Origin of the sequence: Mycobacterium decipiens (genome assembly GCF_963853665.1) — a bacterium.
Classification (GTDB): domain Bacteria; phylum Actinomycetota; class Actinomycetes; order Mycobacteriales; family Mycobacteriaceae; genus Mycobacterium; species Mycobacterium decipiens.
On sequence record NZ_OY970459.1, the window covers coordinates 824,746 to 839,067 of the forward strand.

Consider the following 14,322-nt stretch of genomic DNA (forward strand, 5'->3'; position numbering starts at 1 on the left):
CACCACCCCTCGGTCAAGCGGGAGCTGAGCGAGTCCCCACATCCGGATTGGGTGCAGCGCATGATCCCGGGCCTGCAGCGCGAGCTAGCCGAGGTTCTTGACTGCCCGCTATTCCGCGCCACTGTCGAGGGGCCGCTGCCCGAGCGGTCCTGGCGGAACACAGTGAAGGAATTCTTCGGGGTCGTCGAATCTTTCCCCAAGTACATGGGTATCTCCCTGGCCAAGACCACTTTCGGGCGGCGTCCGGGAGACGCCTTGGCCCGCGATTGGCTCATCGGCAACATCCGCACCGAGGCCCGACACGCGCAGTGGTACATCGACTGGGCGGTCGGGCTCGGGATTAGGTACGAGGAGCTGGTCGAGCACCGGCCAGGCCCCGAGGTCCTCGCCGTGCAGGAGTTCCTCTGGTCGATGGCATACCGAGGCAGCCTCGCGGAGTCCTTCGCTGCGGTCAACTACGCCATCGAGGGGAGTACTGGCGAGTGGACCCGCCTGGTCATCCCCGCATTCCGACAGTACTTCGGCGACGACAAGCAGACGCTCATGTGGCTGGTCGAGCACGCGGAGTACGACGACGCACACCCGCGTGAGGCGCTCGAACTAATCAAGCTGACGGTGACCGACGAGGCCGACCAGAGGAAGACCGAGTACGCCGCCCGCCGGTCGCTGCAGCTCTTCCGGCGCGGTTTCGATGCCTGCCATACGCTGCATACGGCCCCCGGGCGCGGGTTGGATCCGCATGCCTTGTGATTCCTCACCGCGGTCGGCTCGCGCCAGATCGAGCACCTCGGCTTTGGCGCTGGACAGGTTCGACTACTGACCAAATGCCGATGACTGAATCTTCAGAGAAATGCGTACCATTGGAGACGATTATCCGTGTGGGTTCCTGTCCTTGAGTCCGACGGGCTGAAGAGCGATCGGCCGGTGCGGCTTTCGTATTGGGGCACGCCAGTCGTGGTGTTTCGGACCAGCTCCGGTCGGCTGGGAGCTATAGAGGATGCGTGTGGCCATCGCGGTGTGCCGCTCTCGCAAGGCTGCATTCGCGGTGAGCAGATTCAATGCGGGTTTCATCACTTTCGGTTCGATATTAATGGTCGCTGTACACATATTCCCGCGGTGTTCGGAGCCGACGAGGGGTTTCGCCGCCGATGCAATGTCCGAAAATTCTTTATCCGAGAAGAGGTCGGGCTGATCTGGATTTCGGTGGAAGACGAACCGGAAGCGGAGTTCCCCGTTGATGCTTCGCTTCTGCCTGATGACCGCATTACTGCAACCGGGTCGTTTAACGTTGACGGTGATTTGCGGGTCTGGCTGGATCATTTTCTCGACATCCCCCACTGCATTTGGGCGCATGCCGAAAGCGCGTATTTTGGATCGCCTGAACGTCCTGCCGAATTGGCTTCGGTTAGGGTTGGCATTGGGAATGCTAGTCGGTACCCGGTGCGGCGGGCAATCGAGATGGCGTTTTGTATTGAAGATGACGGCCGCTACGCACGGTACGCGGTTCCTGTGCGGATGCTAGCGGTCATGGATCGCATCAAGAAGAGGCTGCATCGGAATTTGCGAGCGGGGTGTACAAGTCATTTAAAGGTGCGTGCCGACTTGGTGACGCCACTATGTCAGGAAACCAGATCACGCGTCGGTCCGCTGAAAGTTTGCGCCTGGACAGGAATCAATCCTTTGTCAGCAGGTAAGAACCAATTCATCTATTCTCTTGTGGCCGACGCTCGCAACCGTGGTTGGATAAGCCGAATCTTCGGACGCAAGCTACTACATGATTTTGTTCGCTACCATCTGGGTGTGGAGGATGGGAATTTCCTGGCTTATGCCCGATACTTCGACGATGAACGACTCTGCGCTACAGACCTTGACTCAACAGTGCTGGCGATGCGCGAAATGTTCACCACCTACCAGCGGGAGAAGGGCAAACTTTACCCCGACGACTCGCTCATTCACGCCATTCGCTACTGAATGATCGTTATGTAACACGAACGACTTCTGGCCGGATCCCGTGAACTGGTCCACGTGATCTGGCTCCGCCGTTCCGGGCCGTGGTTATGCGAGTTGAGGGACCGAATAGGTGGATCTGCCGAATGTCTGGAACTTTGTCGGGCTGACGCTACTGAGGTGGCTGTGGCGGCGTTCGGCTTTGTAGAAGTTGGCGATGTAGTCGGCCACGGCGGCGGCCAGTTCCAGGGTGCTTGACCATTGCGAATGTCGAGCAATTCGACCTGAATCCGGGCCCAGAATGACTCCATGGCGGCGTCACCGAATTCATCGCCGACGGCAGCCCGAGTGCCAGCTGTGCACCGAATCGATCTACCAGGCGATTTATGACCCGCGGATCACGTTGACTCGTCCAGCCAAACGTCGGCGGCGACGGCGCCGGTGTCGCGTGCAGGGCCTGGAACTCCGTGGCCGGCTCACCAATATGACGATGATCGCTGATCGACCCGCCGAGGTTGATGACCGGGTGCAGGTCGGGCACTGGGAAGGTGACTGCCTCATGGGCGCCGGAAACCGTTCGGCGATTGGCACTTGGGTGGACGTGTGATCCGCTTGCTGGTGCTGGTCCATGTGCCTGCCGAGTGCCCGAAGGCCGAGGCGGTACGTGAAGGAATCACCGAGATGCTCGGCGTGTTCCCGCCCCATCTTCGACGGACGCTGACCTGGGCTCAGGGCAAGGAACTTTCACTGCACCAACAGATCACCGCCGACATGGGATGCAGGTGTTCTTCTGTGACGCGCACTCGCCGTGGCAGCGCGGATCCAATGAGAACATGAACGGCCTACTGCGGGACTACTCCCCGAAAGGCGCCAATTTGGCCAACATCACACCCGCGCAACTGCAGTACGTTGCAGACGAAATCAATCACCGGCCACGCGAAACCCTGGGCTGGGCCCGACCGGCCGACCTCATCGCCGACGCCGCTATCGCCAGCACAGCACAAGTTGCTGCCGGGGATTGGTCAGCCCCAAACGATCGCGGTGGGATCACGATCCACCTCCGTCAGCAACTCACCGACACTGACCGTGGGCGACACATGATCGTAGGTGTGGAAACCCAAGTTACGGTCACGCCAATATAGCGACCACAACCCGCTCGTCGTCGTATAGCCCAACCGCGTAATCAGCGATTGTGTCCACTCCGCACCCATGTCCGCCCGCCACGGCGGACGACGCTCCGCGATCGTCAAATGACGGTCAGCAACGTCTAGCTCGACTCGCACCTCGTCACGGACATGCGCAGGCACCCTGTCCCGACACCACCGCTGAACCCGGGCAACCGGGGACAGCGCAAGGACATTGATGGTGTTGGTTGTGGTCGCCCAGGCCGCTGAATGATCGTTTGCCACAGGAGAGGACTGCTCGCGTGGGGAGTCAGTCGCAGCCGCTGCTCGAGGCGCCAGGGTGGCCGCGGCAATCCGACGCCGGGCGATCGTGGTGTCGGGCAAGTGGTCGGTCAGCCGCCGAGCGCTGCGATCAGGTCCTTGATCTTGCCGGTCTCGGCCTCGGTCGTTGGCTCTTCCGACTCGATTGCCTCAATCAGGTCGGCCCGCAGCCCGGCGCCGTTGGCGGCTTCCTGTGCCGTCAGTTTGGCCCGCTTGCGGGCGACGTAGAGGCGTTGGCCGAGTGTGGATCCCGGGCCGTTGGCCGCACGCTCCATGAGCGCGTCATACGCTTTCCGTGCGCCGCTGAGGGACACCACAACCGCTGGAGTGACCCGGCTTCGGGCGGCCGCCTGGGTCAGCGAGCTCTCGAGCTTGCGCAGGCCCGCCAAAACCACGCCCGCCCGGTCGCCGAACTCCGGGTCCTCGGTTTCGGGTAGCGACTCGATGGCCGCGGAGAACATGTACATCGCAGCGTCCGCGACACCGACGATAACCTGAGCTTCTCCCTCGTTTTCCGCACTGCCCACGGTTCCTCAATTCTTTTGCGGTGCACGCGCACGTGCAACCACCTGGATGATCGGCTGCACGATGCCTCGGGGCTGAGCGAGCAGCACCAGAGTCGATGAAGAACATAGTTCTTCTACGTAAGCATTTCAAGATCTGTTGTCACGAAATTCCGAAAACGCTGGGCGTCGGGTCGAAGCGCCGGCGGCTTGGTCTATTAGATCAATTCCTTTCTGGTCAGCCAGCGCATCACCTGCCAGCCGGCGAATACCGGCAGCCAACAGGTCAAGAGTCGGTAAAGCAGCACTGACGGCACACCCACGGCCGCGGGTACACCGAAGGCGGCCAGCCCACCGATCAGCGCCGCCTCCACCGCGCCGACGCCGCCCGGGGTGGGGGCGGCCGAGGCGAGGGTCCCGCCGACCATCGTCACCACCGTTACGGTAACGAACGTCGTGCCGCCGCCGAAGGCTTCGATGCTGGCCCAAAGTGCCAACGCCGCTCCGAGAGTGGTTCCGGCGCAACCAAGTACGATCAGTGCCAACCGTTTCGGTTCCCGGGCCAGCGCGATGAGATCGTTCGTTACCTCTTTGAGCTTGGGGCGCACCGCCGTCGCCAGCCAGCGCCGCAGCCTCGGCACCAGGAGCAGCGTGCCGACTATGCCCAGCGCTACACCAGAGATCAGGTACAGCACCGCGGCATTCGGGACAAAATGAGCCAGTTCGGTCGACGTGCCGGCAACGGCGCTGAACAGGATCAGCAACGTGAGGTGGACGATCACCTGTACTGATTGCTGCAACGCCACCGCGGCGGTGGCCCGCAATGCGTTCAGACCCCCCTTCTGCAGGAACCGAGTGCTCAGCGCCAGCCCGCCGACGCCGGCCGGGGTGGTCGTTGCCGCAAAAGTGTTGGCTACCTGCATGATTGACAGCTTCCAAAAGCTGACCAGCCCGTCGGCGCAGGCCCACAATGCCGCCGCAGCACCGACATACGTCAACGCCGACACCGCCAAGCCCAATAGCGCCCACCACCAGTTCGCATTTCGCAGCTCGGAAAAGAACGTCGGTACGGTGCTGATGAAGGGGTAAGCGACATAGACCAGCGCACCGATGAGTACCAGTTGAATGATCTGGCCGCGGCTGAACCGGGTGATGGTTTCGGCTTTGATCTGATCCGCGCCCGTTTGGCGCATCACCTCGGCGCGGGCGCTGGCGATGACGGCGTTCGGGTCGGCTACCGACTCTCTGATTCGCTTTGGCACCGCGGATTTGGTGAGTCTGCGCGATGCGGCCAGCACGGTTTTATGGCCGAACGCGTCGATCGCTGCGGTCACGGCGGACTCGGCGTCATACAGCGCTGACGTCGTAACCAGGAGTTGGGCCAGGTCGGATTGAAGTTGGGCATCGGTGGCGCCGTATTCGGCGCCGCCAAACCCGCCGAAGCGCACCGCGCCGTCGTCGACGGTGATCTCGCCGCTGGACAGGTCGCCGTGGGAGATCAGCTGGTCGTGCAGGGTTCGCAGTGCCTCCCACACGCGGGCAACCGGCGTGGTCCCGGCGCATTCGCTGATGCCGATTCCGCGAACGGGCTGGTGCGCGTACAGGGTCCAGCCCCGGTCGAGCGGGCATGCAGCGATCACCGTCGTATTGGCCACACCCGCATCGCCGATGGCAATGGCCATCAGCGCCCGATGCTCGATGGCGCGGCGCATGGAGGCTTGTAGGGGCGGGGTCTCGGTGCCGCGCAGCGTCAGCTTCAGCCAGAGTTGGCGCAGTGCGCCTCCGCCGCTTTGGTGCGGGCCGTACAACTCGATCAGCGCCTCGTTCGATGCCCCGCCATCGGGGTTCTCGCACTCGGCTGACAGCACGAGTGGGCCGGGTCCGGCCGGCCGCACCACGGTGAGCCCGGACACGACGAATCCGCGTTTGGCCAACGCGCGAACCGCACCATCCAGCGGCACCTCGAGCGCGGGTGTGCCCACGACCAGGACCACCAACGCTCCGACCAACCAGCCCACCGCCAGCCCCAACAATGAGCGGGCCGGCACTATGGCGCTGACCACCAGATGGATCGGCACGAAGGCCAGTAGCAGCGCCCACCACCAGTGTCGCCAGCGTGCGGGCAGCCACGGACCGGACACGGTGAGCACCGCCGCGAGCATCGCGATCCAGCGTGGGTCGTCGAGGAACTGGGCCAGCAGCGTGGTGAGCCGGTCGGAGAGGTCAAAGTGCCATCGGGGGGCCGCGATGCGGTTGCTGCTGATCGACAACGGGAGAACGGCCATAAGTCCTGCGGCCGCGTACGCGCCGAGCAGTTTCCACTGCCGGGAAATGATCAGACCGATCAGGATCACGAACGGCAAGGCCAGAATCGCGAGGCCGTACGCCAGGTACACCAGATCGGATTGCGACGCGGACAAGACCCCGACGATCTCCGAGATGGATCTCTCCAGCGCCACCCACTGCGGGCGGGTGATCAACGAGCTGGTGATGACCGCCACGAGGTAGACCGCCGCGAGGGCCAGCCGGATGATGTCGTTGGTGCGCCTGGTCAGTGGTTGCAGCAAGCGACCGGAAACGGTGATATCGCGTCCGTCAACTCGCATGTGGTAACGATCTTTCGGATCAGCGGCGCACTGTCTGATGCCGCGTAGCGGCCCCGCCGACAACTTAGCCGGATAACTGGGCCGCCGGAAGAGGTCTGGCCACTTGACGTCTTACCAATTTCGGGTAACACTGGGCGCATGGCACTGCAGCCGGTGACGCGCCGATCGGTGCCCGAACAGGTCTTCGAGCAGATCGCCGCCGATGTGCTCAGCGGGGAGCTGCAGCCTGGCGAGGCGTTGCCCAGCGAGCGCCGGTTGGCTGAGCTGCTTGGGGTGTCCCGGCCCGCCGTCCGCGAGGCGCTCAAGCGGCTTTCGGCGGCCGGTCTGGTCGAGGTGCGTCAAGGTGACGTCACCACGGTGCGTGACTTCCGGCATTGCGCCGGCCTGGACCTGCTGCCCCGGTTGCTGTTTCGCCATGGCGAGCTCGACGTCTCGGTTGTCCGCAGCATGCTCGAGGCCCGGCTGCGCAACGGTCCCAAGGTTGCGGAACTGGCGGCCGAACGGCACGGACCCGAGTTGGCGGAAATTCTCGAGGACTCGCTGCGCGCGTTGGCGAGCGAGGAAGATCCCATCGAGTGGCAACGCCACACCCTCAAGTTCTGGGATCATGTGGTCGACAGCGCCGGTTCGATCGTATATCGGTTGATGTACAACGCATTTCGTGCCGCGTATGAGTCGGCGTTAGCTGCCGTTGCCACCCGGATGACAGCCGAGGTCAAGCGTCCCGATGCCTACCGGAAGCTGGCCGATGCGATTTGTTCGGGTGATCCGGCCGCAGCTAGGCAAGTCGCCCAAGACCTACTCGATCTTTCAAACATGACATTCATGGCCGCACTCGACACTCGGGGGAGTCGATGACCACACACACCGTGATCGCCACCTATCTGCGCGACCAAATCCAGCCCGGGGTCGACGCGGTCGGCGGCTTCTACCGGACGTGCGTGCTGACCGGAAAGGCGTTGTTTCGAAGGCCCTTTCAGTGGCGTGAGGCGATCGAGCAGGGCTGGTTCATCACCAGCATCTCGCTACTGCCGACCTTGGCGGTCTCGATTCCGCTGACCGTGCTGATCATCTTCACGCTCAACATCCTGCTGGCCGAGTTCGGCGCCGCCGACATCTCCGGCGCGGGCGCGGCGCTGGGCGCGGTCACCCAGCTGGGCCCGCTGACCACCGTGCTGGTCATTGCGGGTGCTGGATCCACGGCCATCTGCGCCGACCTGGGCGCTCGCACCATCCGTGAGGAGATCGATGCGATGGAGGTGCTCGGCATCGATCCCATCCACCGGCTGGTCGTGCCGCGCGTGGTGGCCGCGACCATCGTCGCGACACTGCTCAACGGCGCGGTGATAACCATCGGCCTGGTCGGCGGGTTCATCTTCGGCGTGTATATCCAACACGTTTCGGCCAGCGCCTATGTCAGCACACTCACGCTGGTCACCGGGTTGCCCGAGGTGCTCATCTCGGTGGTCAAGTCGGCCACGTTCGGACTGATCGCCGGTTTGGTCGGCTGCTACCGCGGGCTGACCACCAAGGGCGGTCCCAAGGGCGTCGGCACCGCCGTCAACGAGACGTTGGTGTTGTGCGTGATCGCGCTGTTCGCGATCAACGTGGTGCTGACCACGATCGGCGTGCGGTTCGGGACGGGGCGCTAAGCATGGACGGGTCGTTAGGGGCTACCGCACTGCGCGCCCGGTTCCCGCGGACCGCTACCAACCTCAACCGCTATGGCGGCGGCGCGACCCGAAGGCTGGAGCAGGTCGGGATTTTCGCCAGGTTCACCCGGATGAGCGTGGTGCAGATCGGTTGGGCGCTACGCCACTACCGCCGGGAGACACTGCGGCTCACCGCCGAGATCGGCATGGGCACCGGCGCGATGGCCGTCGTCGGCGGTACGGTCGCGATCATCGGCTTCGTGACGCTGTCCGGTGGCTCGCTAATCGCCATCCAGGGCTTCGCGTCGCTGGGCAACATAGGTGTCGAGGCCTTCACCGGATTCTTTGCCGCACTGGCTAACACACGCGTCGCCGCGCCCATCGTCTCCGGTGTCGCGCTGGCCGCCACGGTTGGGGCGGGCGCCACCGCCCAGTTGGGTGCCATGCGGATCAGCGAGGAGATCGACGCGCTGGAAGTCATGGGCATCAAGTCGATTTCGTTCTTGGTCTCCACTCGGATCCTGGGCGGGCTGGCGGTGATCGTGCCGCTGTACGCGCTGGCGCTGGACATGGCGTTCACATCCGGCCAGTTCGTCACCACGGTGTTCTACGGGCAGTCCAACGGAACCTACGAGCACTACTTCCGCACCTTCCTGCGGCCTGAGGACGTGGGTTGGTCGGTGGTAGAAGTCGTCGTCATGGCGGTGGTGGTGATGATCACCCATTGCTACTACGGGTACACCGCCACCGGTGGACCGGTGGGTGTCGGCCAGGCCGTCGGTCGATCGATGCGATTCTCGCTGGTCTCGGTTGTCGTCGTCGTCCTGTTGGCCGAGTTGGCGCTCTACGGCGTCGACCCGAACTTCAATCTGACGGTGTAGCCACCATGCCGACGTCGGTAACGCGTAAGACCCGACGGGTGTGGCTGTACCTGGAAGGCCTTGCCCTGTTGGTCGCCGCCGCATTGGTTCTGGTCTTGGTGTTCATGCAGTTTCGCGGGGATTTCACCCCGAAGACCGAGCTGACAATGGTGGCCTCGCGGGCGGGGCTGGTGATGGAATCGGGGTCGAAGGTCACCTATAACGGGGTGGAGATCGGCCGGGTGGCCAGCATCTCGGAGATCGAGCGTGACGGCCGGCCCGCTGCGAAGCTGGTGTTGGATGTGAATCCGCGCTACATAAAGCTGATTCCGGCCAATGTTGTCGCCACTATCGAAGCGGCCACTTTGTTCGGCAACAAATACGTGTCGCTAACAGCACCGAAACAACCGAAACAGCAGCGGATTTCGTCGCACGATGTAATTGACGTGCGGTCGGTAACCACCGAGTTCAACACGCTGTTCGAGACGATCACTTCGATCGCCGAAAAGGTGGACCCGATTGACCTGAACGCGACGTTGTCCGCGCTGGCGCAGGCGTTGGATGGGCTGGGCAGCAAGTTCGGCGAGTCGATCACCAATGGCAATCAGATTCTGGCGCAATTGAACCCGCGGATGCCGCAGCTCCACCACGACGTGCAGCGGCTGGCGGATCTCGCTGACATTTACTCCGGTGCGTCGCGGGATCTGTGGGACTTTCTACAGAACGCGATCACCACCGCGCGCACACTTACCAGACAACAGAACGATCTGGATGCCGCGTTGTTGGCGGCGGTGGGGGCGGGCCAGACCGGTGAAGACGTCTTGGCTCGGGGCGGGCCGTATCTGGCCCGTGGGGCCACCGATCTGGTGCCGACCGCTGAGTTGCTCGACACCTACAGTCCGGAACTGTTCTGCTTGGTCCGCAACTTTCACGAGGCTGCGCCCAAAGTGGCGAACGCGGTTGGCGGCAACGGCTATTCGCTGGCGGCCGCCGGGACGATCTTGGGGGCACCCAACCCCTACGTCTATCCGGACAATCTGCCTCGGGTGAATGCTCGCGGTGGACCCGGCGGCCGGCCGGGCTGCTGGCAGACGATCACCCGGGATTTGTGGCCGGCGCCGTATCTGGTGATGGACACCGGCGCCAGCCTCGCGCCGTACAACCACTTGGAGCTCGGCCAGCCGATGTTCAACGAGTACGTCTGGGGACGTCAATACGGAGAGAACACGATCAACCCATGAGAACCACTCGCACAGCTGTCAAACTCGGCCTCCTGTGGTTGGTGCTGTTGGTGTTCACCGTGATGGTCATCGTGGTGTTTGGGCAGGTGCGCTTCAACCGCACCACGGGGTACTCGGCGGTGTTCACCAATGTCAGTGGGCTACGGGCGGGGCAGTTCGTCCGCGCGTCGGGCGTGGAAATCGGCAAGGTCGCCAAGGTGACGTTGATCGACCGTGACACGCGGGTGTTGGTGGAGTTCACCGTGGATCGCTCGCTGACGCTGGATCAGGCGACGTCTGCGTCGATCCGCTACCTCAACCTGATTGGCGACCGCTACCTGGAGCTCAAGCGTGGCGACAGCGGTCAGCGGCTGGCCCCGGGTGCCACGATCGGAGTTGAGCACACCGAACCGGCGTTGGATCTGGACGCGCTGATCGGGGGGTTCCGCCCGCTTTTCAAGGCGCTGGACCCGGACAAGGTCAACAGCATCGCGCAGTCGATCATCACCGTGTTCCAGGGGCAGGGCGCCACCATCAACGACATCCTCGACCAGACCGCATCGCTGACCGCATCACTGGCCGACCGGGACCGGGCGATAGGCGAGGTCGTCAACAACTTGAACACCGTGCTAGCCACCACCGTCAAGCATCAGCAGGAGTTCGACCGAACGGCCGACAAGTTGGAGGTGCTGATCACCGGTCTGAAGAACCGGGCCGATCCGTTGGCCGCGGCGACGGCGCATATCAGCAACGCGGCGGGAACCCTGGCCGACCTGCTGGGTACGGACCGGCCCTTGTTGCACAGCACCTTCGGGTATGTCGAAGGCATTCAGCAGTCGCTCATCAATGACCTGCCGATGCTCGACGATGTGTTGGCCAAGATGCCCGACGCGTACCGGAAGATCGGTCGTGTCGGCGGCACCTACGGCGACTTCTTCAACTTTTACCTGTGTGACGTCTCGGTGAAAGTCAACGGATTGCAGCCGGGCGGTCCGGTACGCACCGTCAAGCTCTTCGGACAACCCACCGGGAGGTGCACGCCGCAATGAGGACGTTGACGGAGTTCAACCGCGGCCGCGTCGGGCTGATGGGTGTGCTGGTCACGCTGCTCGTGATTGGTGTGGCGCAAAGCTTTACCAGCGTGCCGATGCTGTTCGCCACACCCACCTACTACGCGCAGTTCGCCGACACCGGCGGAATCAATACGGGCGACAAGGTTCAGATCGCCGGGGTGAACGTCGGTCTGGTGCGCTCGCTGGCGATCCGTGGCGACCGGGTGGTGATCGGATTCACGTTGGCCGGCAAGACGATCGGGACACAAAGCCGTGCGGCGATACGCACCGACACCATTCTCGGTCGCAAGAACATGCAGATCGAACCGCGCGGTTCAGAGCCGTTGCAGCCCAACGGTTTCCTCTCATTGGCGCAGACTGCTACGCCCTACCAGGTCTACGATGCGTTCGTCGATGTCACGAAGGCGGCCACGGATTGGGACATCGACGCCGTCAAGCGTTCGCTGAATGTGTTGTCGGAGACCTTCGATCAGACCGCTCCGCATCTGAGTGCCGCTCTCGACGGTGTGGCCGAAATCTCCGACACCATCGGTAAGCGGGACGAGCAGATCAAACAGCTGCTGGCGAACGCCAACAAGGTGGCCGGCGTGCTCGGCAACCGCAGCCAACAGTTCAACGGGCTGCTGGTCAATACCCAGACGCTGCTGGCCGCCTTCAAGCAACGCAGCCAGGCGCTGAGCGTTCTGCTGAGCAATGTATCGGCGGCGTCAGTCCAGGTATCCGGTCTCATCAAGGACAACCCCAACCTCCACCATGTGCTGGGCCAGCTGGGCACGGTCAGTGACGAGCTGGTCAAGCGCAAGAACGAGTTGGGTGATGTGCTGATACTGCTCAGTAGATACACCGCATCCCTGACGGAAGCCGTCGCGTCCGGGCCGTACTTCAAGGCGATGGTGGTGAATCTGCTGCCCTACCAGATCCTGCAGCCGTGGGTTGACGCGGCGTTCAAGAAGCGAGGCATCGACCCGGAGAACTTCTGGCGCAGCGCCGGCCTACCGGAGTTCCGCTGGCCCGACCCGAACGGCACCCGGTTCCCCAACGGCGCGCCGCCGCCGGCGCCGCCGGTCCTAGAGGGCACGCCGGATCATCCTAAGCCGGCTGTCGGGCCCGGATCGCCGTGTTCGTACACGCCGGCGGAGGGCGCATCGCCGCGGCCGGACAATCCGCTGCCCTGCGCGGGCGCCACCACCGGCCCGTACGGTGGCCCCGCCTTCCCGGCGCCGCTCGACGTGCAGATGTCGCCGCCGAACCCGAACGGTCTGCCGCCGACGCCGGGCATCCCCGGTGCCGGGCGGCCGGGCGACCCGCCGCCGCACGTAGTGGGCACACCGGTGCCGGTGCCGCCGAACGCGCCGCCGGGTGCGCGCACCGAACAGCTGGCACCGGCCGGCCCGACGCCGCCACCGTCGACGTTCACGCCGGGCCTGCCGCCGGGTTCGCCCGCCCCGCTTGGCCCCGGGCCGCAGCTGCCGGCTCCGTTCATCACCCCCGATGGGACCGGAGGTAGCAACCAATGAGCACCATCTTCGACATCCGCGGACTTCGGCTGCCGAAAGTGTCCCGTACGGCGCTGGCCGCCGCGGCGCTGGTGGCAATTCTGGCAGTTCTCGGGGTTGTGGTCGGTGTGCAGCTCTACCGGAAACTGACCACCATTACCGTGGTCGCGAATTTTTCTGAGGCGCTTGCGCTTTACCCAGGTGACAAGGTCCAGATCATGGGTGTGCGGGTCGGTTCGATCGACAAAATCGAACCGGCCGGCGACACCATGCGAGTCACCTTCCACTACAGCAACAAGTACAAGGTGCCCGCCAAGGCCAACGCGTCGATCCTCAACCCGAGTCTGGTGGCCTCGCGCACCATCCAGCTATCACCGCCCTACACCGGCGGGCCGGTGCTCAAGGACGGCGCGGTGATTCCGATTGAGCGCACCCAGGTGCCCATCGAGTGGGATCAGCTGCGCGATTCCATCAACGGGATCCTGCGGCAGCTCGGTCCGACGGAGCAGCAGCCAGCGGGACCGTTCGGCGACGTCATTGAATCGGCCGCGGACAACCTTGCCGGTAAGGGCAAGCGGGTCAACGAAACCCTGAACAGATTGGCGCAAGCATTGACCGCGCTGAACGAGGGCCGAGGGGACTTCGTCGCAATCACGCGAAGCCTGGCGCAGTTCGTCAGCGCGCTGTACCGAAACGATCAACAGTTCGTCGCGCTCAACAAAAATCTGGCCGAGTTCACCGACTGGTTCACCAGATCCGACCACGACTTGGCCGACACGGTCACCAACATCGACGACGTCCTGACAACGGTCCGAAAGTTCGTGGGTGACAACGGATCCGTGCTGGCTCGTGATGTTAACAACCTTGCCGACGTGACCACCACGATCCTGCAACCCGAGCCACGGGACGGCCTGGAAACCGCGTTGCACGTGCTGCCCACTTTTGCGGGCAACTTCAATAACCTCTACTACCCGCTGCACGGCTCGCTGGTGAGCCAGTTCGTAATCCCGAACTTCGCCAATCCCATTCAGTTCATCTGCAGCGCCATCCAGGCCGGCAGTCGGCTGGGCTATCAGGACTCCGCCGAGCTGTGCGCGCAGTACCTGGCGCCGGTGTTGGACGCCATCAAGTTCAATTACCCGCCGTTCGGCGCGAACGCGTTCAGTTCTGCGGCCACCTTGCCCAAGGAGGTGGCTTACTCCGAGGAGCGACTGCACCCGCCGCCCGGGTACAAGGACACCACCGTGCCGGGGATCTTCTCGCGGGATACCCCGTTTTCGCATCGCAACTCCGAACCGGGCTGGGTCGTCGCGCCGGGGATGCAGGACATGCAGGTTCAGCCGTTCACCGCGAACATGTTGACCCCGGAATCGCTGGCCGAGCTCATGGGCGGTCCGGACATCGCGCCGCCGTCGCAAGGAACCAATTTGCCCGGATCGCCGAACGCCTACGACGAGTCCAATCCGTTGCCGCCGCCGTGGTACCCGCAGCCCCGAGCGGGCCAGTGAGGCGCGGCGTGA

General features: G+C 63.7%; 12 protein-coding genes and 1 pseudogene. 10 read left to right on the top strand and 3 right to left on the bottom strand.

Features of this window, described 5'->3' with window-relative positions:
- The first annotated feature begins 60 nt into the window (after positions 1–60).
- The 3 genes and pseudogenes from AADZ55_RS03815 to AADZ55_RS23455 form a co-directional block, all read left to right on the top strand.
- Positions 61–750, top strand: coding sequence for a TenA family transcriptional regulator (locus AADZ55_RS03815; protein WP_207569009.1), 690 nt, complete (start codon positions 61–63; stop codon positions 748–750).
- Between the two features lie 126 nt (positions 751–876).
- Positions 877–1,971, top strand: a complete 1,095-nt coding sequence (locus AADZ55_RS03820; RefSeq protein WP_165759331.1) for a Rieske (2Fe-2S) protein — start codon at positions 877–879, stop codon at positions 1,969–1,971.
- A 313-nt stretch (positions 1,972–2,284) separates the two neighbouring features.
- Positions 2,285–2,942: pseudogene (locus tag AADZ55_RS23455) on the top strand (IS30 family transposase); the annotation flags it as partial.
- A 27-nt stretch (positions 2,943–2,969) separates the two neighbouring features.
- Here AADZ55_RS23455 and AADZ55_RS03835 read toward each other — a convergent pair.
- From AADZ55_RS03835 to AADZ55_RS03845, 3 genes are all read right to left on the bottom strand, one after another.
- Positions 2,970–3,158: a DUF3024 domain-containing protein gene (locus tag AADZ55_RS03835; RefSeq protein WP_423202385.1), complete on the bottom strand. Its 189-nt coding sequence runs from the start codon at positions 3,156–3,158 to the stop codon at positions 2,970–2,972.
- A gap of 305 nt (positions 3,159–3,463) precedes the next feature.
- Positions 3,464–3,853 (bottom strand): hypothetical protein, encoded by a 390-nt coding sequence (locus AADZ55_RS03840; RefSeq protein WP_085323752.1) that lies wholly within the window; start codon positions 3,851–3,853, stop codon positions 3,464–3,466.
- A 260-nt stretch (positions 3,854–4,113) separates the two neighbouring features.
- Positions 4,114–6,501, bottom strand: coding sequence for a lysylphosphatidylglycerol synthase transmembrane domain-containing protein (locus AADZ55_RS03845; RefSeq protein WP_085323534.1), 2,388 nt, complete (start codon positions 6,499–6,501; stop codon positions 4,114–4,116).
- 138 nt (positions 6,502–6,639) lie between these two features.
- Between AADZ55_RS03845 and AADZ55_RS03850 the strand changes: the two genes are divergently transcribed.
- From AADZ55_RS03850 to AADZ55_RS03880, 7 genes are read left to right on the top strand one after another with little or no spacing between them, the layout of a single operon-like run.
- Complete coding sequence (locus AADZ55_RS03850) at positions 6,640–7,359, top strand: FadR/GntR family transcriptional regulator (protein WP_085323533.1); 720 nt, start codon at positions 6,640–6,642, stop codon at positions 7,357–7,359.
- Positions 7,356–8,153, top strand: a complete 798-nt coding sequence (locus AADZ55_RS03855; RefSeq protein WP_085323532.1) for an MlaE family ABC transporter permease — start codon at positions 7,356–7,358, stop codon at positions 8,151–8,153. Before AADZ55_RS03850 ends, AADZ55_RS03855 begins: the two co-directional genes overlap by 4 nt.
- A 2-nt stretch (positions 8,154–8,155) precedes the next feature.
- Positions 8,156–9,034, top strand: coding sequence for an ABC transporter permease (locus AADZ55_RS03860; RefSeq protein ID WP_085323531.1), 879 nt, complete (start codon positions 8,156–8,158; stop codon positions 9,032–9,034).
- A gap of 5 nt (positions 9,035–9,039) precedes the next feature.
- The gene (locus AADZ55_RS03865; protein ID WP_085323530.1) at positions 9,040–10,254 is read left to right on the top strand and encodes an MCE family protein; all 1,215 of its coding nucleotides are present in this window, start codon (positions 9,040–9,042) and stop codon (positions 10,252–10,254) included.
- Positions 10,251–11,282: an MCE family protein gene (locus AADZ55_RS03870; RefSeq protein ID WP_085323529.1), complete on the top strand. Its 1,032-nt coding sequence runs from the start codon at positions 10,251–10,253 to the stop codon at positions 11,280–11,282. Before AADZ55_RS03865 ends, AADZ55_RS03870 begins: the two co-directional genes overlap by 4 nt.
- Positions 11,279–12,823, top strand: a complete 1,545-nt coding sequence (locus tag AADZ55_RS03875) for a virulence factor Mce family protein (protein WP_085323528.1) — start codon at positions 11,279–11,281, stop codon at positions 12,821–12,823. Before AADZ55_RS03870 ends, AADZ55_RS03875 begins: the two co-directional genes overlap by 4 nt.
- Positions 12,820–14,310 (top strand): virulence factor Mce family protein, encoded by a 1,491-nt coding sequence (locus AADZ55_RS03880; protein WP_085323527.1) that lies wholly within the window; start codon positions 12,820–12,822, stop codon positions 14,308–14,310. The genes AADZ55_RS03875 and AADZ55_RS03880 overlap by 4 nt, the downstream gene beginning before the upstream one ends.
- The last annotated feature ends 12 nt before the right edge of the window (positions 14,311–14,322 follow it).

Bases quoted from the DNA above. Each gene is read 5' to 3' on its own strand.
- AADZ55_RS03835 (WP_423202385.1), bottom strand. From the start codon at position 3,158: ATGGGTGCGGAGTGGACACAATCGCTGATTACGCGGTTGGGCTATACG.
- AADZ55_RS03880 (WP_085323527.1), top strand. From the start codon at position 12,820: ATGAGCACCATCTTCGACATCCGCGGACTTCGGCTGCCGAAAGTGTCC.
- AADZ55_RS03870 (WP_085323529.1), top strand. From the start codon at position 10,251: ATGAGAACCACTCGCACAGCTGTCAAACTCGGCCTCCTGTGGTTGGTG.
- AADZ55_RS03850 (WP_085323533.1), top strand. From the start codon at position 6,640: ATGGCACTGCAGCCGGTGACGCGCCGATCGGTGCCCGAACAGGTCTTC.
- AADZ55_RS03845 (WP_085323534.1), bottom strand. From the start codon at position 6,501: ATGCGAGTTGACGGACGCGATATCACCGTTTCCGGTCGCTTGCTGCAA.
- AADZ55_RS03840 (WP_085323752.1), bottom strand. From the start codon at position 3,853: ATGTTCTCCGCGGCCATCGAGTCGCTACCCGAAACCGAGGACCCGGAG.
- AADZ55_RS03875 (WP_085323528.1), top strand. From the start codon at position 11,279: ATGAGGACGTTGACGGAGTTCAACCGCGGCCGCGTCGGGCTGATGGGT.
- AADZ55_RS03865 (WP_085323530.1), top strand. From the start codon at position 9,040: ATGCCGACGTCGGTAACGCGTAAGACCCGACGGGTGTGGCTGTACCTG.
- AADZ55_RS03855 (WP_085323532.1), top strand. From the start codon at position 7,356: ATGACCACACACACCGTGATCGCCACCTATCTGCGCGACCAAATCCAG.
- AADZ55_RS03815 (WP_207569009.1), top strand. From the start codon at position 61: ATGATCCCGGGCCTGCAGCGCGAGCTAGCCGAGGTTCTTGACTGCCCG.
- AADZ55_RS03860 (WP_085323531.1), top strand. From the start codon at position 8,156: ATGGACGGGTCGTTAGGGGCTACCGCACTGCGCGCCCGGTTCCCGCGG.